Here is a 23,660-nt window from a genome sequence, read left to right as displayed (position 1 = left end):
GAAACATAACAACTTCGTAAGCATATGCTTAGGCCCAGCGAAATTCAAGATTCGATGCCGGTAACGCTTCCCGCTTTGCTTCGTATTAGATATAGACTTTATAAGTCATCCAGCTGTGCTGATGGAATTCTATATCGCAAGAAAGCCTATCTTATATATCGCGGTCGCTTTTTTCTTGAACTGACTTCGATCTGGTTTTCTTATTAAAAGTGGACTTTTTGAACAACCTCTTTAAGGAGTGTGCCCTATGGAAACGAAGCTCGTTCAAGATGCTTGTCTTTTGTTGCAGGGTGAAATTTCGCCCGAATCTGGCATTCGCCTCGAATTACGACAAGAAGACATTCTGCCTATGGTCAGAGTTCTGGATCAGTACGAACTCACTCCTGTCCGCAAGCAGCGTCACTTGTCTATTTACATCGCAATCAAGTTCGCTCTTCAGAGCCATGCAGCCTCTGACGGCTGTACCGGCGAGATGCTAACGCGCAAAGTACTGAACGGCGACTATCTATATAGTCTGTATGTCCAATTATGCCTGAAGTGGGAGGAGTTCGACCTTCTCACCCATTTGGCCCCCATTGTTAAGCGGATTCAAATCAAACATGTAGAAGGGATTCCCAAAGATATGCTGCTGATCGAAGGCTGGGAATGGTTCCTGCAGCTCGAAGGGAATTGTGCCAGAGCGATCCAAGCGATCTAATCTTGGTTGCCCTCCTTGCTGCGGCAAGATGTATTTTCACTCAGAGGAGAGGATCATCATGAAGCTTGATGAGGCATTAGGTATCTCGCTGCGGGCGGTAGACCGTGAGATCCAGAACATCGTCAAATACGACAGTGACGTTCCACGCTCCTCGATGCTGGCGCAGAGCATTATCGGCCAACTGCGCTCCGGTGGCAAGCGAGTTCGCCCTTTAATGGTCATTGTCGGTAGCCGATTCGGCAAACCTCAGGATAAGCGTAAGATCTGGCAGCTGGCAGCAGCAGCCGAATTTATTCATGCCGCTTCATTAATCCACGATGATATCATCGATAATTCACCGCTAAGGCGCGGCCAACCAGCACTTCACGTTACACTTGGCGTCAATGAGGCGCTGCATGTTGGCAATTATATGTCGGCGCGAGTCGTAGAGTTGATCTCTACATATTCCGCAGAACGTGAGCGATATGCTTACGATCTGTCCTCCTTAGTTACGACTCAGCTATGCATAGGTGAATATCAGCAATTGACTCATTTATACGATTATGGGGTTACCATCGAAGAATACATCGAGAAATCAAAGAATAAGACAGCGCAGCTTATGGCTGCCTGCCTTCGGATCGGTGCTCTCGCCGCCGGTGCGGATGATGTTACGGCTGATTTGCTTTACAGCTTCGGAGAGAAGCTCGGCATCTCATTCCAGATTCGCGATGATATTCTTGACTTTACTCAATCTTCCGAAAAGCTTGGCAAGCCTGCCGGAAGCGATCTGCGGCATGGTCAGGTTACACTGCCAGTGTTGTTCGCTCTTCAGAATGAAGCTCTCGCCCCGATGATAAGAGCCGTGTCTGCCGATACTTCGCCTCACTTGATCGATCCCGTCATCACTGCCATTCAGCAGTCCGATGCGCTGGCTAAGACGGAGCAGCTGAGCAATCGCTACCTCGACGAGGCCGCTGACATAATCGATCAATTAAGCGAATATCCGGCTCACAAGGATCTGCAAGTCCTTCTTCGCTACTTCGGCGGTCGAGATCACTAATACTAGGTAAGTGTCCCATTCATCAAGTTTCTAAAATTAAAAAGCGGATTTCCTTCATGTAATACATAAGGAAATCCGCTTTTTGGTTTTCACTGCATCGTATCTACAGCAAGAAAAAGTCCCCCATCGTACAGAACAAAATAACCATGCTGATGACCTGATTCAGGTTATAAGACGCGATGTTCATCCGCTTCCGGTTCGACGGCTTAATGATCTTATGCTCTACCATGAGCAGCGCGATCGCGATGACGATCCCGAGTATATATAGCCAGCTTAAATGGCGGATCGGGATCAAGGCAATGAGCAGCAGCACCATAATGGCATGGAGACCGGCGGCAATTCGCAACCCATTTTTCAGACCGAAGAAGCTCGGAATCGACCATAGCCCATGGCTGCGGTCAAAGTCGATATCCTGCGAGCCGTAAATAATATCGAACCCGGCGATCCATAACATCACGACTGTCCCGAGAATGAACGGGGTAAAGGCGAACTTCCCGGTCACGGCAAACCAGGCTCCGATTGGCGCTGAAGCGATAGAGAAGCCAAGGTACAGATGGCTGAGAAATGTAAATCGCTTCGTATATGAATACGATGAGATCAGAAAGATAGCTACCGGCGATAAAATAAAGCAGAGCGTATTCAGCATTGCGGCAGCAAATATAAAAATAGCGTAATTGACAACGACAAACACCAGAACTTCCTTGGCATCAAGCAGCCTTCTTGGCAAATGGCGATGCGCTGTTCTCGGATTCTGCTCATCAAAGACACGGTCTACGACGCGATTGAAGGCATTTGCCCCGTTTCTGGCAGCTATTAATGCAATCAGTCCCCAAAGTATGATACGGCTGGAAGGAAGCCCCTCAGCGGCCCATATCATGGAGATGATGGCAAACGGCAGCGAGAACAGGGTATGCGAGAACATCACCAGTTCCCCATACAGTTTAATCTTTGAGCCGATTTTTCTGGCGTACTCCATAATGTTCACTCCCCCTCATATTCCATAACGTGCGCCAACAAGAGCGCCATGATACGAAATGGAATATTTCCTGACTCTAGCTCAATGCAACCCGCAGTGAAGAACGCAATGCGTTAAGCATTTCTTCAACATCCTGCGCTGTAATCACAAGCGGTGGCTGGAAGGCCAAAACGTTGCGGTGCACCCCATTCTTGCCGATAATGAAGCCGCGGTCCTTCATTTCCTCAAGCACCTCATCAACGAGAACAGCACCTCGTGCCGGCTCGTCAGCACATAACTCAGCCCCGATCATGAGGCCGGCTCCGCGCACATCCGATAGGTCTGCATACTGCTCAGCAAGCTGCTTCAGTCCTGTCAGAAGCTGTTCTCCAAGCTTCAGCGAATGCTCTGCCATATGATTGGCTTCAATATAGTCGAGCACAGCCAGACCGGTTACAGACGATACCGGGTTGCCGCCAAATGTAGAAGCCGACGGACGTGTAAAGCTTGCAGCAATCTCATCTGTAGAAGCAAACGCTGCGATCGGGATGCCGCTGCCCAGCGCTTTGGCCATGGTGATAATGTCCGGAACAACGCCCCAGCGGCTCATCGCGAACATTTCACCCGTTCGGCCAAACCCGGTCTGAATTTCATCATCAATCATCAACACACCATATTGCTCCAGCAGGGTCTTCACTTCAGGGAAATACCAGTCTGGGGGCACGATGATCCCGCCATTGCCTTGAATCGGTTCTACGAGCATGGCCGCGATCGTATCGCCCTTCTCGGCCAGAACAGTCTTCAAAGCGTCGATTGAACGACGGGCCGCCTCATCAAGACTAATTCCATATTCATAAGGACGAGGAATGAAGGTTACCTCCTCTGCGCCCGGCTGCGCTAATTGCGGGTCAGCCCGCCACATGCTCAGTCCGGTTACGCTCATCGTCAAATACGTACGACCGTGCAGGCTCTGCTCCAGTGCGATGAAGCCCTTCCGTCCGGTATGGAGACGGGCCAGCAGCATCGCGCCTTCATTCGCTTCCGAGCCGCTGTTCACCAAGAAGGTTCTGCGCAGCTGGCCAGGAAGCACTTCGGACAGACGCTCCGCAAGATCGACGTTCGGCTGGGTCAAATACAGCGTACATGTATGCTGCAGTGTCTTCATTTGTTCAGCAGTACGTGCAGCAATCTCAGGGTTGCAGTGTCCACTGGCACAGACCGATACACCGGCAAAAAAATCGGTATATCGTTTGCCATCATGCCCGTATAAATATTGCATCTCGCCTTTGACAATCTGCGGCGGATTGCGGTAGAAATAGCCCGTGCAAGGATAGAAATATTGTCTGCGTTTGTCCAGAACACCCTCTGGTCCGATATATTGATGCATACTTTCATACCCCTTCCGATTTGATCTCTCACTTCTATATGAGGCGTTCAGAAAGTCACATTGGGTCACGCCTCTCAAAACTTTGAATAAATTGTGAAAATTTTCTCATAAATTCCGTCGGATTTCCTAGACCGAGGCTGGCTCCTGCTGCGCTGTCGCGTTCGTATCTTCCATTCCGCGACTCTTGCCAATATCCCCGCCATCAAATTGCAGAGCTCCCAATGTGTAACCGGCATATACCGGACTCATTTCGGCGAAGCGCGTTTCTGATGTATCCGGATTGGCAATGGCAGCTTTATATGCGCTGACAATCCGCTGCAATTGCTCTGGCCTGTAGGTGGCTCCTTCAATCCGGAATACAGAAAGCCCTGCTTCAATCAGCTCACGAACAACCGGCATCAGGTTCAGCTCTTTAGCCATCATCAGATGGCAACGGCCGTACACATCACGATATACCGGATTCTCGCCCTTATCCGTCTTCATCACGAGAATATTGTTGCTCACAAAATGGTTCTCTTCCTCGCCGATTGGCTGGAATATCTCAGTGTTCTCGTACAGATCATGTTCCATATACATCATCGCTGGAGAACCATGCACGATCGCCTCGATTGGAAGTTCCGTATGATCCAGCAATGCGGCCAGATCGTTCAACGGCAGCTCCATCGATGCCGTCAGCCGCTCTACTCCAAGCCGATGGTAGAACTCGGCCGAAATACGGTTATAGACATTCAGATTGAAGTCCCCAATCAATGGGTATCCCGCGTTCGCAAATTTATGGATAGCACCGAGATTTGTGACCATAATGCCATCGATAGGCAACCGGTCGCCAGCAATTAATCCTGCATACATTTCGAATTGCAGTTCATCCATCATACGCGGCAAGCAGAGATAGATCTTCGCCTTGCCTTTGCTCTCGGCCAATTCATGGATTTCCGCTTTAGTAAAGGCATGATCCGGTTCAAATACATCTCCCGACAAGTAAATATGATCCGCACCTGCTGTAAGCGCCGCCTTAGCTTGAGCCATATTGTTCACATGAACCGATACTTCGGCTGCCGCCTTCGAGGGTTTGCGCACCTCTGCCAATTTACCGCGGATATCGGCCACTCGCTTCTCGCTGAGTTCTCTCTCGGCAGTTGGAGTACTGAATACTTTGCCCGTACTGTAGAACTTGCCTGTTCCTTCATAACGCTTGTTAATATTCGATAATCCGGGTCTGCCAAAGGCATAAGCCGTTGAGAAATCCCGCTTGCGATTCTCGAAGAGCAGCTTCGAGTCCCGTGTCCGTTCGAACCCAATCGGATCGGCTATATAGCGATCAATCGCGTCTCCGTAAGCATTGACCAGCATCAGTACAAATTCGGTATCACGCATGCGGCCTTCGATTTTGAAAGAGGTGATTCCGCCATGAATCAGCTCAGGTATGTGCTCATACATATACATATCTTTAACCGCCAGAGGGTATTCGGCAGGATAGACGTATCCATCCTTTTTGATGCGATAATCCCAGCGGCATGGCTTCATGCATTTCCCCCGGTTACTGCTCATCCCGAACACCATGGAGCTGAAATAACAGTTAGCCCCATGCACCGAACACATATCGCCATGAACGAAATATTCGATCTCAACCCCCGTTGCAGCTTGCAAATAACGAGTGTTCTGCAGGTCCATTTCCCTTGAAGCAACCACTCTTGTTACTCCCATGTCTTGCAGCGCCTTAACCATCTCGATATTGTGCACATTCATCATCACTGAGGAATGGACTGTCAGCGACAGATTCATCTCCTTGATTAATTCCAGAATAGCAAAATCCTGAACAATCAAGGCGTCCGGACCTGCACTATCGAGGAATTTTAAGTAATCGCGAGCCTCGTCGAGCTCATTTTCATTCAGCAGGTTGTTCACCGTAACATATACTTTTTTACCTAGTGAATGTGCGATTTGGGCAGCCTCTACAATCTCTTCCCGCGTGAAATTATAACCTTTGCGCATCAGGCGCATGTTCAAGCTGGGTCCCCCGAAATATACCGCATCGCAGTTGGCTTGAATCACTTCCTTGAAAATCTCGAATGTCCCCACCGGCGCGAGTAGTTCAACTTCTTTTCCATTAAAATAACGTGCCATGATGTTTCCCCTCCAGCCTAAATATGTTTATAGAGAGCAACCTCTTATATGAATCGGTATGTCAGCACAACCACAACCAGAAGTACATAGCTCAGGACAAACCAGGTATCCTGGGCCCGCCAAGTAAGCAAATGATATTCCGATCGCGGTGCCCCGACGATATAACCTCGTGATTCCATCGACAGTACTAGTTCCTCCGCCCGGCGGAAGGCGCTCACCGTTACCGGCACGAGCAGGGATAACAGCAGCTTCCCCTTTTCCTTCCACGGCAGTTCTTTAATATCTGCGCCGCGCGCAGCTTGTGCTTTAAGTATTTTGTGCGTCTCATCAAGAATGGTCGGGATGAAACGCAGCGAGATGCTCATCATCAGCGTTAGGCGTTGCGTCTTGATGCCAAGCTTCTGCAGCGGCTTCAATACACCGTCCAATCCTTGATTAAGCAAGCCCGGCGTCGTCGTAAACGTAAGAATCGCCGTAAAGGACACCAGCAGCGCCATTCTGGCGGCAGCGATGAATCCGCTCTTCAGACCTTCGGTATAGAGCACCCATCCGCCAATTCGCAGAACGGCCTCTCCCCCCTCGATCGTTAAGCTCTGGACGATAAAGATAAAAACCATAAGTACCCATAGCGGCTTGGCAGCTTTCACAAAATACTTCAATGGAATCTGCGTCGCCAGCATATACACCAGCGAGAACACCGCTGTCAGCAGCAGCATCCACCATGAATGAACAGCGATAACTGCGATCAGATAGAGAATCATCCCTGTAATCTTGGCCCGTGGATCAAGCTGGTGAATTGAAGATCCGGTATCGATACAGCGCCCGAATAATAGCTTATCCCGCATCGTCAGCCCCTCCTCCTTCCGGCGGATGAGCCTTATATAATCCAGCTAGCCGTTCGGCGAGCGCTTTAGCGCTAAAGCACGGCTTTTCATGCTCCAGACCAAACCTTGCCGCAAGCTGGCTCCAGATGCGGATACACTCCGGAAGAGCGAGTCCCGCCTCAGATAGGCGATGCTCCTCGCAAGCCAGCTCTGACGGCGATCCCTGGAATATGGTTCGTCCGTCCTTCATCACGATCCAGGTATCCGCGTAGGGCAGCATTTCTTCAATGCGATGGGTAACGACGATGACCGTCTTCCCCTCTTCACGCTGCAGCTTAGCGAGAAGCTGCGCAAGCTCTGCCCGGCTCTGCGGGTCAAGCGTGGCCGTCGGCTCATCCAGAGCGATGATATCGGGCTCCATCGTGAGAATCGAGGCGATCGCCACCTTGCGCATCTGTCCGCCGCTTAGGTGGAATGGATTACGAGGCAGGAACGAATCATCCAGTCCTAATAGAGCTAACGCCCGGCTGGCCCGTACCTTCGCTTCCTCCAGCGGAACCCCGAAGTTCAACGGTCCAAAGCAGAGGTCCTTCTCGACGGTGTCCTCAAACAGCTGCTGCTCGGGGAATTGAAATACAAGTCCTACGCGCCTCCGCAGCTTACTTAATGGTCCTTTATCTCCAGGCCCAATTGTGAAATCTAGCACTTGCACTCTTCCAGCGGTAGGCTTCAAGATTCCATTGAGGTGCTGGAGCAGCGTAGATTTGCCAGATCCCGTCATGCCGGCAATGCCTACAAAGCTGCCAGAAGCAATCGAGATGCTGACATCCTCTAATGCGCCATGTCTCCATAGACTGCGATCATCATAAGCAAAGCTTACTTGCTCGAAATGAATTGCCATAGCTGCTCGCTCACCTCCTCGATGTCATTGCCAGGCCCCAGTGCAATGCCCCGTCTGCTCAATTCCTGGAACAGTCGAACTCGAAACGGGGCAATCAGCCGACAGGAAGCTAATAGTTCCTCGGCTTCAAACAGTTCCATCGGACTTAGATCCGCTGCGACTCCCCCATCCTTCAGCACGATCGCTCTATCAGAGGCCAGTATCTCTTCTGCGTCATGTGTTATTGAGATAATTGTATATTCGCCGCTTGTGCTCATTTCTCTCATGATAGACTGCAGCTCTCCACGCGCCTTTTCATCCAACATCGAAGAGGCCTCGTCAAAGATAACGATATTCGGCTCCATGGCCAATATCGCAGCAACGGCCACCCGTTGCTTCTGGCCTCCGGACAATTCCGCCGGGTGCTTGGACAACAGATGACCGATTTCTAACTTCTCGGCGTAATGTTTTACTCGTTCCACCATTTCTTCTCGAGGCAAGCAACGGCCCTCCAAGCCGAAGGCAATATCCTCCTCCACCGTCGCACCGATAAACTGATTATCCGGGTTCTGAAATACCATCCCGATTTTCGGCCTGATTTGGGCAATCGTGTCCTGGTTCAGCTCAGTTCCTTCTACATAAATCTTGCCTGTGTTTGCGGCCAGCAGCCCTCCAAGCAATTTCGCCAGAGTCGATTTCCCGCTGCCATTAGCTCCAACCAGAGTCACCCAGCTCCCAGCTGCAATTCGCAGATCGATATCACTCAGAATTTGCTGCTGCGGATGATAGGCAAAGGACACTTGCTGTAATTCATAAGCCAGTATTGTGTCTCTCATTTCTCTCTCTCCTTTTCAGCCTTCTCATAGCAATCAGCGCCAAGCACCTGACCGACCACAGCTGCTATGCTAGAAATCCTTCGAACAAGGACAATTTCGATAAGGAAGGAACCAGATATCTAACGGCAATACCTACTGCAATCCCTGTAAGTACCCCCATAATCAGCAGCATCGGCAAATAGTAGAATATTTTCGTCGTATTGAAGTAAATACAAGCAGCGGTCAGCTGCCCGATGTTATGAGCGATCCCGCCGACGATGCTAATTCCGATGAAGCTCAGCTTATCGCGCCCGATTAGCAATAGGAACCACATCGCCACAAAGCTGAACAAAGCCCCCATGATGCTAAATAAGAAGCTTGAGAAGGTGCCGAGAATAAAGGCGGTCAGCAAAGTCTTAAGCAGCACCATCATCATGGCATCCCGAGCCCGCAAGAAATAGAGACAGGTTAACACCATAATATTTGCAAGTCCCAGCTTAGCGCCGGGTACACCCATATTGAGGGGAATCAAGGATTCAACCAGGCTTAGAACAACAGCCACCGCAGCAAAGATTGCTACGATCACTGTTCTTTTAAGCGCGATATTAGATTGTTCATTTAACCGTTGCATCGATACCATCCTCCTCTGACGGGCCTTCGATCTCGACCATCAGTTTATGCGGAAGACAGATAATCGTACCTCCCGTCCGATCCACAAATCCGAAGGAAAGACATACTTTATCGGGGCAATCCGCATCGATCATTTCAATACCGTAATCATGAACTTTCAAAATATTAAGCCCATGTTCATTTTTCACTTCAATGGTTTGCTCTTCTTGAGTAAGAGTTACCTCTTTAAATAATTTCCCATCCACCGTAATTTTAGCAGTCCGAAGTTCGTTGTGATTTTTTTCACTTGCATCTCGATCGAACCATCGTGGAATAATAAAGGCCAAAGCAATAACTACAACTAATCCGATCAGCAGAAGATCTCCGCGTTTCATGTGCAACTCCTTATTTCCTTATTTTTTGATAATATAAATCTTAGATGAACTCATTATACATGTAACTTTCATCACAGAAGTGTGACAATTGTCTCATCCCTTGCCTTTTCACAAAAAAATCATTTAAAATTGAAGAGATTTTTAATTGTGAAAATTTGTACTTTTAGTACCGTGCCATTTCTGCTACAATCAAGGACGATAAAAGACAGGCAGAAAAGAGGTTAATCCGATGAGTATGAAGAAAGCCGCTATTTTACTGGTAACGATGTCTCTCGCCGGTTCCCTGTTAGCAGGCTGCGGCAATTCGGGAAATAGCTCAGCTCCCGGTTCCAGCAGCGAGACGCAGGATCAAACCGTTGAACCTATGAAAGAAACCTACTTTATCTTTGATACGGTAGTTAATATCAAGATTTATGATCATCGGGCTACCAAGAAAAATCTCGATGAAATCGGAGAATTGCTCAAAGAGATCGACGGCCAGATCAGCAGAAATAACGAGAACAGCGAAATATACAAGGTGAATGCGAATGCTGGTATTGCTCCAGTACAAGTGTCCAAGGAGACTTTCGATCTTGTCGCCTACGCTGTCGATTATGCCAAGCGTTCGGAAGGATTGCTGGACCCAACGATCGGCAGGCTTGTCGCCCTGTGGAATATCGGCCATGAAGGCGCCCATGTCCCCGCTCCCGAAGATATCGCCGCCATGCAAAAGCTGTGCGACTATCATAAGCTGGAGCTGAATGAAGCCAAACACGAGCTGTACCTGACGGAAAAGGGCATGGATATCGACCTGGGTTCCTACGGCAAAGGCTACGCCGCTGACCGCGTATATGACTATTTAGCGGATCAAGGCTTCCATAGCGCGATTATCGACCTTGGCGGCAACGTTTTTGCCATGGGACAGAAGCCCGGAGGCAAGGATTGGAACATCGGCATCCAGGATCCTGATCAAGAGCGCGGCAAACCGATCGGCTTCGTTCCCGTGAATGATAAGACGGTTGTTACCGCGGGGATATACGAGCGTTACTTCATGGAAGACGGCAAAATGTACCCGCATATCCTTGACCCCAAGACAGGCTATCCCGTCGATAACAACATCAGTAGCGTAACGATCATTACCGACCGTTCGACCGATGCTGATACGATGGATACCGCCCTCGTTCTTATGGGTGTAGAAAAAGGACTGAAGTTTGCCGAGAGCATTCCCAACACCGAGGTTCTGTTCATTACCAAAGACAAGAAGCTGTATGCTTCAACCGGATTTAAAAAGCTGTTGAACAAGACAAATGATAGCTACACCTATGCCAACTAAAACAAATGGGCTTACTTTAAGCCACTATCTGATTATACACTATCCCGGCGGTTCTTCTACACTGCCGGGAATTTTATATTTAATCGCCCCTCTCTAGACCGATTGCCTTGAGGTCATCTGTACGTTTCCATGCAAATCACTCCATCATACAATGCATTACCACTGAAGGGAGGAATTCAAGCATGTATTCACAACATTGCTGCCATCGTGAACCAAGACCCAAAGTTCGCTTCAAGAGAATTGTTAAAACTCAGGTAACTACGATCAAGTTTGTACCAAAAGTAAGCAAACACTGCCACGTTACTGTGGATCACGGAGTCGTTAGTCCTCGCCGTCGCCGTCATCACCACAACCATCATCACCATCATAAGAACTGCTGTAGAAGCTGTTGGTAAATTAGCAATTCATTAGCCCCTTCAAAAATTTGAAGGGGCTGCGCATCGGATTACCGACCTTGATCCTTATTGTTATCTGCCCTAGGGTTAGCAGATTTTATTTTATCGCATGCATTTATTATCCGCCTCTTGGCATTCGTTTCACGGCGTATGTAGGTCATAAAATTAAGAAATAGGATATATAGAGGATAGAGCAGCGCGGCCGCTATTACTAACAATCCCAATACAGGCGGTGGAGAATCAGCCCGATCCGTGATAGGGAATAGACGGCTAATCCCATACATAAACATCACTGCATACGGCAGCCAGAGTACGGCAGTCCAGAACCTTGCTCCCCCACTTTCTAATAAGCGGTTCGTCAGATAGTACATCAGAAATGAAGCAGCAAGCAGGATCACGATCATCGCCCAACCGATGATCCTATTCATCTGCGCCAAATCAACGCCAGCCACTCTTGCAAGCCGATACGGCTCCGCCATCAGTTCAATTTGTATGGCAAAATGAAGTCCATATAAAGCGCTTATACCGTTCAGTTTAAGAAATCTAATCATAAGACCTCCCAGGCAAAGCGATATACTTATACCTCTAACGTCAGCCAGCCCGTTAAAGTTACTCCTGTCTGGAGGTATCAAAGCGTCTTTAACCCCACGGGCATCACCTCCCTTCCGGGAGATTAACCGACCACTCTTTTAAGCCGTACTCATACACAAGCTATATTATAGAAAATATTTTCTCATCATTATTGATAATCTATTTCTTGGCATCTATCTTCTTTTGCAGCTCCGATATTTCCCGCTCTGCGGCGGTGATTCCTCCCCGGAGCTCCTTTAAGGTATCCTTGTTCTCCTTGAGCTCCTCTTCGAGCTGCTTCAGTCGACCCGTTGAGTTTTGTTTTGATTTCTCCTTCTCAATTTCTGCAACTAAGGTTGTTATCTTATCCTTTCTCAACGCTATATTTACTTCACAGCTGCTAATTACACCACGTAAATGATTAATCCGATTAGTCCATTCTAAAGTCTCATCGACTAATACATTGTCTTCCATTGGACTTTGTGAATCGGTCGGTTCGCCTACTAAGACCGTCTTCCCCTCCACGGTTAAAGGAACTCCGAATGTTGCAGCCATCGCTCTAACAGGTGCGTAAACAATCCCACCTAACACGGCGCCCTCCGATATCAAGGTACCGTCTGTTTTTTTAATGGTATAAATCCCCTTTTGCACATTCATTCGAGACCTGATGGAGCTGGAGAGAACGGATGCAATCCCGAAGAGCAGTACTCCCACAACGACCCCGGCTATAAACTTCTTCATTTCAAACCTCCTGGAAAATTACTTCTTACTTTTAATTATCGCTCGTTTTGGTGCAAGTTATAATAGAGCCCGCAATGGTAAAACACCACTTCACTTGAGTAAAGGGTGGAAAAACGGTAGATCATAAGCTTTTTACGCAAAAAGGCACGGCCCCAGAGAACTTCGGATACCGTGCCACGCTTGAAAAAGTAAGGATGCTGATGAGAGGATTCGAACCACCGACCTACGCATTACGAGTGCGTTGCTCTACCTGCTGAGCTACATCAGCATAATCTCTTCGAATTTCAGAAACAAAAAATATTATACCGCTTTTTTGGAAAAATGCAACCACAAAGACTGGAAAATGATTAAAGCTTCTCGCGTACGGAGCGCAGCTTCTGCTCAGAGGAGCTCACTTTATCGCGGCGGTCATCGATCTTGATCGAGGTGGATACGCGCATCGCCCCAGATTGGAATGGTGCTTCATGAAGGGCCCGGATCGCGGTAAAGATATCCTCAAGCTGCCCCTCAATAATCGTGCTCATGGAGGTCAGTGTATATTGAATGCCGGTTTGCTTCTCCAACACGCGCTGCAGCTCGGCTACATATGAACTGAGACTGGTGCTTCCTGTACCAACGGGAATAACTGTTACTTCTGCTATCGCCATCTTCAAGACTTCCTTTCTATTCCATATTAATTCTATTCTAACCACAACCCCGGGTGAAATTCAAACTCCGATTCGCTGGATTTCTGCTCAGATCTTCTAACGAAACTACTGAACGCTATTGCCGCGAAAAAAAGCACAAATTCAATTTAACGAAACTACATATCGTTATTTGGGCTTGTACCTGCTGAAACCGACTATTTTGGGCCAAATAGCGATACCCAGTTTCGTTACATTTTTCAGTCCCGCTTTTTCGTCCAAATAACGTTATCCAGTTTCGTTAGAGACGGTTTCGTAGATGCCAGTCGAATCCCCTCCCTTCTCTCCAATAATCACTCATTCAAGCATCTGTGCAGTCCATAAAAGTTCACAATTTTTTTCGACCCCGACTCGCCGCATCACATCTGCTTTCTCCTGTTTTTCAGTTAATTTTCACTCGTCAATCCTTCTTATGACCTGTTTACAAACACAACATATTGGGCTATGATCAATTCCAGACAACCAAATATAGTATGAACAGGTGGTTCGGTGCATTTTATACTACCGGATCTTAAAAGGGAAGCGCGGTGCAAATCCGCTGCGGTCCCGCCACTGTGACCGGAAGCTTGGGAGGCTTCACAGCCTCTATAAGTGAGTGTTCAAAAAGGTCAGTTTTCAACACCGAGAAGGTTAGATGAAGCCAAAGGCAATAGGAGCGCGGCGCGGGCAATACCTGCGCAAGCACCAGAAAGCCCGGCTGAATTCAAGATTTGATACCGATGGCTGATCAAAAAGTGAACTTTTTGAACACACTCTACAAGCGATACAAGCGATTCGGCGGCAATATGCCACTGCGGGTAAGCAAGCCTGTGGGAAGGCGCCACTGAATAACCCGGAAGCCAGGAGACCTGCCTGTTTCAATGACACCGCTAATGACCTGCGAGGAATCAGGCAGGTGTCCGCTTGCAGCTGCTACATACTATTTCAGCTATACACTATCCGAGCACAGGAGTACTGTGTTTGATGGAGCGCAATCGGGCATTTTCGACCTTCAAGCAGGTTGGAAATGCTTTTTATATGTCTAGAATGTCTAGTAATTAGAGGGGAGCACTTAGTTATGGCTTTATTAAATCGAATTTATACGGATCAGGAGCAAATGCTGGATGAGGTGATTCATTTAGGGGAAGAAATTGTTGCCAGCTCCAACCTGGATGCACTGCGCGAGAATGCAAACCTGAACGGCGAGAGCTTCTCCGGCAAAATGAGCAAATTTGGCAGTGAGTACGCCAAATGGTATGCGAATCACTTTGTGATGCCTAACCATCTGGTACAAGCTATTCAAGACAATATCGTCTATGTGCATGACCTGGATCAATATGCCATCGGCACGACGAACTGCATCTTCATTCCATTTGATAAACTGCTCGCTCAAGGCTTTAACACCGGAAATGGCAGCGTTCGTCCGCCTAATTCGATCATGACAGCCATGGCGCTGGTGGCGATCATTTTCCAATCCCAGCAAAATGCCCAGTATGGCGGCGTCTCCTCCAATAAACTGGATCACGATCTGGCCCCTTATGTAAGGAAGTCGTTCGCGAAGTATTTCCGCAAAGGGCTTGGCTACTTTGAAGAAGGAGACGAGGCGGCGGACCTGGGTGAAATCTCCATGAGTCGCAGCGACCTTCAGGAGCAATATCCGAGAACTTTCAAATATGCCTCCAAGGAGACCGAATCAGAAACTTTACAGGCTGCGGAGAGCCTGATTCATAACTTGAATACGATGTCGAGCCGGGCGGGCGGACAAATCCCGTTCACCAGCATCAACTATGGGACCTGCACCTCTCCGGAGGGACAATTGGTCATCCAATCCCTGCTGAAGGCGACGATGCGCGGTCTGGGCAGCGGTGAGACACCGGTCTTCCCGATCCAAATTTTCAAATGCAAACAAGGGATCAATCAGGATAAAGAAGATCCGAACTATCATCTATTCCTGATGGCCGCAGAATGCTCGGCCAAACGACTGTATCCCAACTTCGCTAACCTGGATGCGCCGCTCAACCTGCAATACTATGACCCCACCAATCCGGATACGGAATTTGCAACCATGGGATGCCGCACTCGCGTATTAAGCGACCGCTTGGGACGCAACCATCTGTCTGGCAAAGGCAATCTGTCCTTTAATACAATTAATCTCGTCAAGCTTGGACTGGAGCACGGTATCGCGCTGGGACGGCGCAAAAAGGCCGATGAGCGCGGCTTCTACCGCGAGCTGAAGCATTATATGGATATCGCAACGGATGGCTTGCTGCACCGCTTCGAGATTCAGTCTCGCCAAAAGGCCAAAGCTTCCGATTTCATGATGCGCGAAGGCGTCTGGGAAGGTGGCGAGCAGCTCGCCCCTGACGATCAGGTTGGAGACCTGCTCAAGCACGGCAGCCTGTCGATCGGATTCATCGGGCTCGCGGAATGCATGAAGGCATTGTACGGCAAGCACCATGGCGAAGATGAGGAAGTATATCGCAAAGCTTATGACCTGATCTCTTATATGCGCAAATATTGCGACGAGCAGAGTGAGCGCCACAATCTGAATATTACGCTGTTCGCAACGCCTGCCGAAGGGCTGTCCGGCAAATTCACCAAGCGTGACCGGGCTGTGTACGGCAAGGTGGCCGAAATTGTAGACCGTGAATACTATACCAATTCGTTCCACATCCCGGTGTACTATACCATAAGTGCAGCGAAGAAAATTGAGTTGGAAGCCCCGTTCCATGATCTTTGCAACGCCGGCGCTATCTCTTATATCGAGCTGGATGGGAATGCTCGCAATAATCCGGCTGCATTCATCAACATTGTAAAATTTGCGTTATCCAAGCAAGTTAGCTATTTCAGCATTAACCATCCGATTGACCGCTGCACATCCTGCGGCTATGAGGGGATTATCGGAGCTACCTGCCCTTCCTGCGGTCAGCATGAGAATGATGTGCATATCCGTCGCCTGCGCCGGGTAACAGGCTACTTGACCGGAGACTATCAGACCCGCTTCAACGCCGCTAAACAGGCAGAGGTTCGGGATCGGGTGAAACACGGGATATGAACATCTGCGGTTATTACCCGGAATCAATAAATGAAGGCGAAGGCCTGCGCGCCTCCATCTTCATCAGCGGATGCCGCCACCGTTGTCCGGGCTGCTTCAGCCCGGCTACGTGGAACTTCAATTATGGAGAACCATTTACAGAAGAACGGCAGGTAGAGATTATCTCGGATATTAAAAATAACCCTCTATTAAGCGGAGTCTCTATTCTTGGCGGCGATCCCTTTTTCTCTGCTGAAGAGGTCAATGATTTCATCGATCGATTGCGCCAGGAAGCTGGCCCGGTTCCGATCTGGATATATACAGGATATACATTTGAAGAACTGCTGGCGATGCCGGGTACCCCGGAATTTGGCCTGCTGGAACGCTGTGATGTTCTTGTCGATGGAAGATTTATAAAAAATTTAAGGGACCCCTCTCTGCTCTATCGAGGCAGCTCTAACCAGCGTATTATAAGGATTCCAGAGAGCTTGGCAGCCCAAAAAGTTATAGATTGGGAACCCTTGTACTCTTTCTAGCCTACCTCGTTTCTTGTATAATTGATAATCTGTGATGTTTCTCACAGTGAATATGGTGAAATATATACCAACCGGCGCGACATACTCTCTCAGCGCCCCTTTTTTTCGCTGTTTATTTGCAATTTTAAATAACAAGTTTTGTAGTTTCGCACAGCTTTGGCTGCTGCCTGATCTTATATCACGAAAGCGAGGATATTCCATGCCATCATTTGTAACCAAACCTAATAACCGCCAACTGGCGTTCGACAGCGAGCGTCTGGGCATCTACGCCGACCGTATTCTGGAGGGCTTGAACAAAATCGATAAGGAGCGCCTGCTGCGCGGTGTGCAATCCAAATTGAGACGCGATGTCGTTACCGGAGAGGAGATCAGCAGTGCATTTACGATGTCTGCGCTTGAGCTCGTGACCAAGGAAGAGCCGGAGTGGAAATTCGCCGCTGCCCGCGCCCTGCTGACATCCCTGTATAAGAAGGCCGCCGTGAACCGCCGCTATAAATCTTATCCGGATCAGCCTTACGGTTCGTTCTACCATCTGATCTCCGACCTATGCAAGAGCGGTATCTATCGTGAAGAATTGCTAGAGTACTATACTAAAGAACAAATCGACGAGCTTGGAGAGGTAATTGACCCATCCTGTGATTTACTGTTCGACTATATCGGGCTGCTTACGCTATCCGAGCGTTATCTGGCTGCTGACTTTGAAGGTCGCACCATGGAGCTGCCGCAAGAACGCTACATGGTCATTGCCATGTACTTGATGCATAAAGAACCGGCAGAGAGACGGATGGAGCTTGTCAAAGAAGCCTACTGGGCGATGAGCCATATTTACATGACCGCGGCAACGCCAACGATGTCCAATGCCGGCAAGAAGGTAGCCGGGCAGCTCTCCAGCTGCTTCATCGATACGGTTGACGATTCCCTCGAAGGGATCTTCGACTCCAATACCGATGTGGCTCGCCTCAGCAAGATGGGCGGCGGAATCGGTGTCTATCTCGGCAAAGTCCGGGCCCGTGGATCAGATATCCGCGGCCACAAGAACACAAGCTCTGGCGTCATCCCCTGGATTCGCCAGCTTAACAACACCGCGGTCAGCGTAGACCAGCTTGGCACGCGCAAAGGCGCAATCGCCGTCTACCTTGACGTATTTCATAAAGATATTCTCTCCTTCCTCGACCTGAAGCTTAACAACGGGGATGAGCGGATGCGCGCGCATGATATTTTCCATGGCGTATGTCTGCCTGACTTGTTCATGGAGGCTGTAGAGAACCGGGGTGAGTGGAATCTGTTCTGCCCGCATGAAGTGAAGAAGACGATGGGCTGGAAGGACGCAAACGGACGTCCGCTGGGCTTGGAGGATTTCTATGATGAGGAAGTCGGCAAGGGCGAATTCCGCGAGAAATATCAAGAAGCAGTGGATCACCCCACCCTGTCCCGGATCACAATGCCGGCCATTGACATTATGAAGCGAATTATGAAGTCGCAGCTGGAGACGGGAACACCTTACATGTTCTATCGCGATACCGTCAACCGTGCGAATCCGAACCGGAACCACGGTATGGTCTACTCCTCCAATCTATGTACGGAGATTATGCAGAACCAATCGCCAACAGTCGTTGAGCAAGAGGAACTCGTAACCAAAGATGGCCAGACCCGGATCGTCATCTCTAAAATTCCTGGCGATTTCGTTGTCTGCAACCTGAACTCGATCCACCTGGCACGTGCTGTACCTGCCGGAGTCCTGGATCGTCTCGTACCGATTCAGACACGTATGCTGGATAACGTCATTGACATTAATAATATTGAGGTGCTTCAAGCACAATATACCAACAGCCAATACCGTGCTATCGGGCTGGGTACCTTCGGTTTGCACCATCTGCTCGCACTTGAGGGCATCCGCTGGGAATCCGAGGAGGCTGTACAATATAACGATGCTCTATATGAGAAGATCAACTACCTGCTGATCAGATCAAGTATGGAACTGGCGATTGAAAAAGGCCGCTATCCGAAGTTTACAGGCTCGGACTGGGATAACGGACATTACTTTACTTCCCGTGGTTATGTTGACGGTTCGCGTGAAGGCAAATTCGTAACAACAGAGCAATGGAAAGAGCTGATGGGACAAGTCCATGAGAACGGCGTACGCAACGCCTGGATGTTTGCTATCGCGCCTAACGGATCGACCTCAATCATCGCCGGCTCTACCGCCAGCATCGATCCGCTTTATGAACTTCTTTCCTATGAAGAGAAAACAACCTATAAAGTCGCGAACCCGGCTCCGGACCTGTCCGAGAAGACGATCTGGTATTACAAGACCGCGTTCATGATCGATCAGCACTGGTCCATCAATATGGCCAGCGCCCGTCAACGCCATATCGACCAGGCGCAAAGTTTCAACCTTTATGTGCGCCCGGACATCAAAGCAACCGAATTCCTGGAGCTGCATCTGCATGCCTGGAAGGCTGGCATCAAGACAACTTATTATGTCCGCAGCCGTGCATTGACTATTGAAGAGTGCGAATCCTGCGCATCATAATCCTATTTTTGATACTGATAGATTTGCAAGATTATTAATATTAGGAGATGGACTAAATGACACTGCAATTACAGGAGATCTTTAACACTAAGGCTCCCAACAAATCAACCCGTATCATTAATGGCGAATGCTCCGGTATTGTGAACTGGGACGACATCCGTATGCCGCATATGTATAAGCTGTACAAGGTGCTGCTGCTCAATTACTGGATTGCCGATGAAATCCCGATGAGTAAAGATGCCCAGCAGTTCCCGCTGCTTGAGCCTGAGGAACAGCGCACCTTCAAGATCAACATCGGCCTCTTAGCCGTGCTTGATTCGATGCAGACGATGTTCGTCGGCGATGTGAAGCGCTATTTAACCGATTCTTCCCTGGAAGCGATCGCGGCAGTCATCGCCCAGCAAGAGGTTGTGCATAACCAATCCTATTCCTATGTATTGTCCTCTCTCGTATCCGATCAGGAGCAGAAGGAGATTTTTGAATATTGGAAGCATGATCCGGTACTGCTGGACCGCAATACGTTCATCTCCGAGATCTATCAGAACTTCCGCAACGAACAGACACCTCAAACCTTCTTTGAGGCGCTGGTAGCCGACTTGATTTTGGAAGGCATTTTCTTCTACAGTACCTTTGCCTTCTTCTATAACCTGGCTCGCGATCAGAAGATGATGGGAACCAGTCAGATGATCTCCTATATCCAACGCGATGAGAACCAGCACTGCTACTTCTTCGCCGAAGTATTCAAGCAGCTGCTCACCGATTATCCGGAACTGCATACTCCGGAAAATATGGATTATGTCTATGGCACAATTAACCGTGCGGTTGAGCTCGAGACCAACTGGGCGCATTATACGCTCAAGCAGGTACGAGGCATCGACCTGAACGAATTGTCCGATTACATCAAATACATCGCCAATAAACGCCTTAAATTGATGGGGCTGGACAAAGCATACGAAGGCGTTGATGTCAACTGCATGCCTTGGATCAAGCCATTCTCCGATGAAGCGCTCAATGCAACAAAGACGGACTTCTTCGAAGCTAAATCCCGCAACTACGGCAAAGTCGGCGACGACAACGGATTTGATGATCTGTAAGAATTGATTAAAAAGGCACCGAGGTACCGGGCAATCCCGATCACTTCTGTGCCTTTTCACTATATACAAGTTATATTTGCTGTATCCTCCCTATTTCCCCATAAACTGCTCCAGTGCTGCCTTCACCGTGGTGAACCGATTCCCGATCAGCTTGACCAAATCCTCGGATGCGAAACTGAATTGCCCCGCAGCAATAGCGGGATAAATAGCCTGGGTCATAAACGCCGCTGCTGCTCCCGGCGTCCCGGTTGCCACGAGGCGTTCATAGGCCTGTTCAGAGCTTAAATCCGCATGCTTGACCAGTGTACCAGATACCTCGGACAAAATTTGCACAAACTCATCATACGTAAAAGGATGCGGATGCGCCAGTTCATAGGTTTGGTATTCATGTCCTGAGCCGGTTAATACGTTGGCCGCAGCCAGTGCCAGGTCATTACGGGTCACATAGTTCACTTTGGCTCCTGCTGAGGCAGATACGAGCTCACCCGATTCGATCACTCCATGCAGGCCAGGATTTACGAGAATATCCATATAAAATCCGTTGCGCAGAAAAGTATAAGGAATCCCCGTCGTTCGAATCGCATATTCTGTCGCGAGATGAAGATTTTCCAGCCCCAACGCGGACTTTTCTGGAAATGCAAGGCTGGTATAAGCGATAAAACCTACCTTTGCATCTCTCGCCGCTTCAACGACCCGGGCATGCTGGGCAATACGATGGGTGTTATCCAAGGATGGGCTGGAGATGAAGAGCAGCTTATCCACATTTTCAAAGGCCGCAAGCATGGAGGCTTCATCTTCATAATTTCCATAGCGAATCTGAAGGCCCAGATCAGCCAGCGGTTTGGCTTTCTCGGGATTGCGAACCACAGCAATCATATCTCCAGCAGACACGTTAAGCTCCAACAAATGGAAGATCGTCATTTCTCCGAGCTGTCCTGTAGCACCGGTAATTGCGATTTTACCCATAAGACCGTCTCCTTTGCCGCTTAATTGTATTTTCGGATTCCCTTTTTACGATTATTATTTTATAATATCTTTATGTCGATTTTTCATGACATCTTGAAAGTACAATTTCATAGGCGCCCGTAGCTCAGCAGGATAGAGCGACAGTTTCCTAAACTGTGCGTCGCGGGTTCGAATCCCGCCGTGGCGCGCCACTATCATTGAAACCTTGTTATCGCAAGGTTTTTTTGTTGTTATCTTGAGGCCCTTGTTCAAGCTCCAATGGCAAAAAGGCATACTTGCCGTCCCTCAAAATCCCACATTTCCGAATGGGAATCGGATGCTTGAAGAGCGGGCCGTCTATGACTGTGGTGTGAAACTCGCCGCCTTCGCCGCAGGGGTCAATGCCTCTGGCCACCAATTCGTCCACATACTCCTGTGTCAGAATACGCCCCAGGTCATCTTCACTCATGCCTAGCTCCAGGTTTACAGTAACCAGCATTGTCACAAAGCCCAGATTGATGAACTCCTCGACGGCGTCGCGGTGATCCATCTCCCATAACGGCATGCCAAGTCCTAATCCCGCATTTCTCGTAACGCGATCATGCCAGCAGTCTTCGACAGGCACATCCAGATCTCCGGTTACCAACACCTCGGCTCCTTGATGCTTGGCTTCCGCCAATAGCCGCATGAAATTACGCTCGTAGTCTTCCCAGCTTGTAGCCGCTGTAAAGATCGGCAGAGCGATGGATTCGGCTTGCGCCTGAATTATTTCAGGAGGCATGCCGTGAGATCTGGATCGTTTACCTTCCTCCTCCAGCATCATAATCAATCCCACCGCTTCCCCCGCTTGCATCGCTTTATATAAAGCCAAGGTGCTGTCCTTGCCGCCACTATAGGAGGCTACAAATTTATGTCCCACGGCTCCATGCTTCCAGTTGATTGCCTCACTCATCCCTGCATCTCCCCTACGTTAAATCCACTCGCAAGTCTCGTGTATCTCCAAACGTACCCCGACCTAGCTGCTACTACATATTATACAAGTTTTCATATAATAAAGGATCAAGTTTTATAGCCGCGCGAATGGTGAGTTCGCTGTATCCGGCTGTTGAGCGGAATCGTCCCCCCCTTTAGGGAGTTTCGCTGGAATGCAGTGGTGCTTGAATAACGATTTTGATTCTATAAATAAAAAAAGCCTGCAAATTTGCAGGTTATCAGAAAACTTGGATTCTCACACGCGAGTCTCTAACGAAACTGGATATCGTTATTTTGCTCATAAAGAGCCGCCGGAAATTGTAACGAAACTGGGTAACGCTATTCGGCCAAAATTGTCGCTTTCAGCCTATTTTTCTCTGCAATAACGATCCACAGTTTCGTTAGATTTTTTTGGCTGCTGTTTTCGTGCAAATAACGTTCTGTAGTTTCGTTAGAGTTCCAAAGGGGGCGTCAAGGGGGGCTGGGGGGCTGCTTATTTTTATCAGGAGCCTCTAACGAAACTGGATATCGTTATTTCGCTCAAAAAGAGCCGCCGGAAATCGTAACGAAACTGGGTAACGCTATTCGATCAAAATTGTCGCTTACAGCCTATTTTTCCCTTCAATAACGATTCACAGTTTCGTTAGATTTTATTTGCTGCTGTTTATGTGGAAATAACGTTCTGTAGTTTCGTTAGAGTTCCAAAGGGGGCGTCCAGGGGGGTGCTAGGGGGGTGCTTATTTTTGCTAGGACCCTCTAACGAAACTGGATATCGTTATTTCGCTCAAAAAGAGCCGCCGGAAATTGTAACGAAACTGGGTAACGCTATTCGATCAAAACTGTCGCTTTCAGCCTATTTTTTCCTTCAATAACGATCCACAGTTTCGTTAGATTATATTTGCTGCTGTTTTCGTGCAAATAACGTTCTGTAGTTTCGTTAGAGTTCCAAAGGAGGCGTCCAGGGGGCTGGGGGGCTGCTTATTTTTATCAGGAGCCTCTAACGAAACTGGATATCGTTATTTCGCTCATAAAGAGCCGCCGGAAATTGTAACGAAACTGGGTAACGCTATTCGATCAAAATTGTCGCTTACAGCCTATTTTTCCCTTCAATAACGATTCACAGTTTCGTTAGATTTTTTTG

Annotated in this window: 20 protein-coding genes, 2 tRNA genes and 1 riboswitch; of the genes, 8 read left to right on the top strand and 14 right to left on the bottom strand. The window is 48.7% G+C overall.

Annotated elements, in window-relative coordinates; all coding sequences use genetic code 11:
* The first annotated feature begins 247 nt into the window (after positions 1–247).
* Positions 248–697 (top strand): hypothetical protein, encoded by a 450-nt coding sequence (locus tag BN1360_RS09170; protein ID WP_068779578.1) that lies wholly within the window; start codon positions 248–250, stop codon positions 695–697.
* A 58-nt stretch (positions 698–755) separates the two neighbouring features.
* Positions 756–1,736: a polyprenyl synthetase family protein gene (locus BN1360_RS09165; protein WP_068779577.1), complete on the top strand. Its 981-nt coding sequence runs from the start codon at positions 756–758 to the stop codon at positions 1,734–1,736.
* A gap of 103 nt (positions 1,737–1,839) precedes the next feature.
* Here the strand turns inward: BN1360_RS09165 and BN1360_RS09160 are convergent, their stop codons facing one another.
* The 8 genes from BN1360_RS09160 to BN1360_RS09125 form a co-directional block, all read right to left on the bottom strand.
* On the bottom strand, positions 1,840–2,712 hold the full coding sequence (locus BN1360_RS09160; protein ID WP_068779576.1) for a UbiA-like polyprenyltransferase: 873 nt from the start codon (positions 2,710–2,712) through the stop codon (positions 1,840–1,842).
* Between the two features lie 76 nt (positions 2,713–2,788).
* Positions 2,789–4,078: an aspartate aminotransferase family protein gene (locus BN1360_RS09155; RefSeq protein WP_068779575.1), complete on the bottom strand. Its 1,290-nt coding sequence runs from the start codon at positions 4,076–4,078 to the stop codon at positions 2,789–2,791.
* A 126-nt stretch (positions 4,079–4,204) separates the two neighbouring features.
* Positions 4,205–6,202 (bottom strand): peptidase U32 family protein, encoded by a 1,998-nt coding sequence (locus tag BN1360_RS09150; RefSeq protein ID WP_068779574.1) that lies wholly within the window; start codon positions 6,200–6,202, stop codon positions 4,205–4,207.
* Between the two features lie 44 nt (positions 6,203–6,246).
* A complete protein-coding gene (locus tag BN1360_RS09145) occupies positions 6,247–7,047 on the bottom strand; it encodes an energy-coupling factor transporter transmembrane component T family protein (protein WP_068779573.1) in 801 nt (266 codons plus the stop codon).
* Positions 7,037–7,927, bottom strand: a complete 891-nt coding sequence (locus BN1360_RS09140; RefSeq protein WP_068779572.1) for an energy-coupling factor transporter ATPase — start codon at positions 7,925–7,927, stop codon at positions 7,037–7,039. Before BN1360_RS09140 ends, BN1360_RS09145 begins: the two co-directional genes overlap by 11 nt.
* Positions 7,903–8,742, bottom strand: a complete 840-nt coding sequence (locus tag BN1360_RS09135; protein WP_068779571.1) for an energy-coupling factor transporter ATPase — start codon at positions 8,740–8,742, stop codon at positions 7,903–7,905. Before BN1360_RS09135 ends, BN1360_RS09140 begins: the two co-directional genes overlap by 25 nt.
* A 64-nt stretch (positions 8,743–8,806) precedes the next feature.
* Entirely contained in the window at positions 8,807–9,352 is a 546-nt protein-coding gene (locus BN1360_RS09130; protein ID WP_068779570.1) for a Gx transporter family protein, read from the bottom strand.
* Complete coding sequence (locus BN1360_RS09125; RefSeq protein WP_068779569.1) at positions 9,336–9,725, bottom strand: NusG domain II-containing protein; 390 nt, start codon at positions 9,723–9,725, stop codon at positions 9,336–9,338. Before BN1360_RS09125 ends, BN1360_RS09130 begins: the two co-directional genes overlap by 17 nt.
* A gap of 229 nt (positions 9,726–9,954) precedes the next feature.
* Between BN1360_RS09125 and BN1360_RS09120 the strand changes: the two genes are divergently transcribed.
* The gene (locus BN1360_RS09120; protein WP_068779568.1) at positions 9,955–11,037 is read left to right on the top strand and encodes an FAD:protein FMN transferase; all 1,083 of its coding nucleotides are present in this window, start codon (positions 9,955–9,957) and stop codon (positions 11,035–11,037) included.
* 445 nt (positions 11,038–11,482) lie between these two features.
* On the opposite strand, the gene BN1360_RS09115 is transcribed toward BN1360_RS09120, so the two are convergent.
* The 4 genes from BN1360_RS09115 to BN1360_RS09100 all read right to left on the bottom strand — a co-directional run bounded on the left by BN1360_RS09115 (position 11,483) and on the right by BN1360_RS09100 (position 13,390).
* Positions 11,483–11,983, bottom strand: coding sequence for a hypothetical protein (locus tag BN1360_RS09115; protein ID WP_068779567.1), 501 nt, complete (start codon positions 11,981–11,983; stop codon positions 11,483–11,485).
* Positions 11,984–12,182: 199 nt separating this feature from the next.
* Entirely contained in the window at positions 12,183–12,743 is a 561-nt protein-coding gene (locus BN1360_RS09110; protein ID WP_068779566.1) for a hypothetical protein, read from the bottom strand.
* 195 nt (positions 12,744–12,938) lie between these two features.
* A tRNA-Thr gene (locus tag BN1360_RS09105) sits at positions 12,939–13,011 on the bottom strand.
* A gap of 79 nt (positions 13,012–13,090) precedes the next feature.
* Positions 13,091–13,390: an MTH1187 family thiamine-binding protein gene (locus BN1360_RS09100; RefSeq protein WP_068779565.1), complete on the bottom strand. Its 300-nt coding sequence runs from the start codon at positions 13,388–13,390 to the stop codon at positions 13,091–13,093.
* Between the two features lie 506 nt (positions 13,391–13,896).
* Positions 13,897–14,121: riboswitch (cobalamin riboswitch) on the top strand.
* Between the two features lie 362 nt (positions 14,122–14,483).
* Here BN1360_RS09100 and BN1360_RS09095 point away from each other — a divergent pair.
* The 4 genes from BN1360_RS09095 (at position 14,484) to BN1360_RS09080 (ending at position 20,602) form a co-directional block, all read left to right on the top strand.
* Positions 14,484–16,460, top strand: a complete 1,977-nt coding sequence (locus BN1360_RS09095; protein WP_068779564.1) for an anaerobic ribonucleoside triphosphate reductase — start codon at positions 14,484–14,486, stop codon at positions 16,458–16,460.
* The gene (gene nrdG, locus BN1360_RS09090) at positions 16,457–16,975 is read left to right on the top strand and encodes an anaerobic ribonucleoside-triphosphate reductase activating protein (protein ID WP_068779563.1); all 519 of its coding nucleotides are present in this window, start codon (positions 16,457–16,459) and stop codon (positions 16,973–16,975) included. The genes BN1360_RS09095 and nrdG overlap by 4 nt, the downstream gene beginning before the upstream one ends.
* A gap of 199 nt (positions 16,976–17,174) precedes the next feature.
* The gene (locus BN1360_RS09085; protein WP_068779562.1) at positions 17,175–19,508 is read left to right on the top strand and encodes a ribonucleoside-diphosphate reductase subunit alpha; all 2,334 of its coding nucleotides are present in this window, start codon (positions 17,175–17,177) and stop codon (positions 19,506–19,508) included.
* Between the two features lie 62 nt (positions 19,509–19,570).
* Positions 19,571–20,602, top strand: a complete 1,032-nt coding sequence (locus tag BN1360_RS09080; protein ID WP_068779681.1) for a ribonucleotide-diphosphate reductase subunit beta — start codon at positions 19,571–19,573, stop codon at positions 20,600–20,602.
* Between the two features lie 90 nt (positions 20,603–20,692).
* Here BN1360_RS09080 and BN1360_RS09075 read toward each other — a convergent pair whose 3' ends face one another.
* Complete coding sequence (locus BN1360_RS09075; RefSeq protein ID WP_068779561.1) at positions 20,693–21,568, bottom strand: SDR family oxidoreductase; 876 nt, start codon at positions 21,566–21,568, stop codon at positions 20,693–20,695.
* Between the two features lie 113 nt (positions 21,569–21,681).
* Here BN1360_RS09075 and BN1360_RS09070 point away from each other — a divergent pair.
* Positions 21,682–21,759: transfer RNA gene (locus tag BN1360_RS09070), tRNA-Arg, on the top strand.
* A gap of 17 nt (positions 21,760–21,776) precedes the next feature.
* Here BN1360_RS09070 and BN1360_RS09065 read toward each other — a convergent pair.
* Positions 21,777–22,499, bottom strand: a complete 723-nt coding sequence (locus tag BN1360_RS09065) for a Dph6-related ATP pyrophosphatase (RefSeq protein WP_068779560.1) — start codon at positions 22,497–22,499, stop codon at positions 21,777–21,779.
* Positions 22,500–23,660: the final 1,161 nt, after the last annotated feature.

The sequence above is a fragment of the Paenibacillus sp. GM2 genome (genome assembly GCF_900069005.2).
Classification (GTDB): Bacteria; Bacillota; Bacilli; order Paenibacillales; family Paenibacillaceae; genus Fontibacillus.
This window is presented reverse-complemented; position numbering and strand designations above follow the sequence as displayed.

What these genes read in the sequence shown, in the direction of transcription:
- BN1360_RS09170 (WP_068779578.1), top strand. Translation starts at nt 248, where the DNA reads ATGGAAACGAAGCTCGTTCAAGATGCTTGTCTTTTGTTGCAGGGTGAA.
- BN1360_RS09165 (WP_068779577.1), top strand. Translation starts at nt 756, where the DNA reads ATGAAGCTTGATGAGGCATTAGGTATCTCGCTGCGGGCGGTAGACCGT.
- BN1360_RS09160 (WP_068779576.1), bottom strand. Translation starts at nt 2,712, where the DNA reads ATGGAGTACGCCAGAAAAATCGGCTCAAAGATTAAACTGTATGGGGAA.
- BN1360_RS09155 (WP_068779575.1), bottom strand. Translation starts at nt 4,078, where the DNA reads ATGCATCAATATATCGGACCAGAGGGTGTTCTGGACAAACGCAGACAA.
- BN1360_RS09150 (WP_068779574.1), bottom strand. Translation starts at nt 6,202, where the DNA reads ATGGCACGTTATTTTAATGGAAAAGAAGTTGAACTACTCGCGCCGGTG.
- BN1360_RS09145 (WP_068779573.1), bottom strand. Translation starts at nt 7,047, where the DNA reads ATGCGGGATAAGCTATTATTCGGGCGCTGTATCGATACCGGATCTTCA.
- BN1360_RS09140 (WP_068779572.1), bottom strand. Translation starts at nt 7,927, where the DNA reads ATGGCAATTCATTTCGAGCAAGTAAGCTTTGCTTATGATGATCGCAGT.
- BN1360_RS09135 (WP_068779571.1), bottom strand. Translation starts at nt 8,742, where the DNA reads ATGAGAGACACAATACTGGCTTATGAATTACAGCAAGTGTCCTTTGCC.
- BN1360_RS09130 (WP_068779570.1), bottom strand. Translation starts at nt 9,352, where the DNA reads ATGCAACGGTTAAATGAACAATCTAATATCGCGCTTAAAAGAACAGTG.
- BN1360_RS09125 (WP_068779569.1), bottom strand. Translation starts at nt 9,725, where the DNA reads ATGAAACGCGGAGATCTTCTGCTGATCGGATTAGTTGTAGTTATTGCT.
- BN1360_RS09120 (WP_068779568.1), top strand. Translation starts at nt 9,955, where the DNA reads ATGAGTATGAAGAAAGCCGCTATTTTACTGGTAACGATGTCTCTCGCC.
- BN1360_RS09115 (WP_068779567.1), bottom strand. Translation starts at nt 11,983, where the DNA reads ATGATTAGATTTCTTAAACTGAACGGTATAAGCGCTTTATATGGACTT.
- BN1360_RS09110 (WP_068779566.1), bottom strand. Translation starts at nt 12,743, where the DNA reads ATGAAGAAGTTTATAGCCGGGGTCGTTGTGGGAGTACTGCTCTTCGGG.
- BN1360_RS09100 (WP_068779565.1), bottom strand. Translation starts at nt 13,390, where the DNA reads ATGGCGATAGCAGAAGTAACAGTTATTCCCGTTGGTACAGGAAGCACC.
- BN1360_RS09095 (WP_068779564.1), top strand. Translation starts at nt 14,484, where the DNA reads ATGGCTTTATTAAATCGAATTTATACGGATCAGGAGCAAATGCTGGAT.
- nrdG (WP_068779563.1), top strand. Translation starts at nt 16,457, where the DNA reads ATGAACATCTGCGGTTATTACCCGGAATCAATAAATGAAGGCGAAGGC.
- BN1360_RS09085 (WP_068779562.1), top strand. Translation starts at nt 17,175, where the DNA reads ATGCCATCATTTGTAACCAAACCTAATAACCGCCAACTGGCGTTCGAC.
- BN1360_RS09075 (WP_068779561.1), bottom strand. Translation starts at nt 21,568, where the DNA reads ATGGGTAAAATCGCAATTACCGGTGCTACAGGACAGCTCGGAGAAATG.
- BN1360_RS09065 (WP_068779560.1), bottom strand. Translation starts at nt 22,499, where the DNA reads ATGAGTGAGGCAATCAACTGGAAGCATGGAGCCGTGGGACATAAATTT.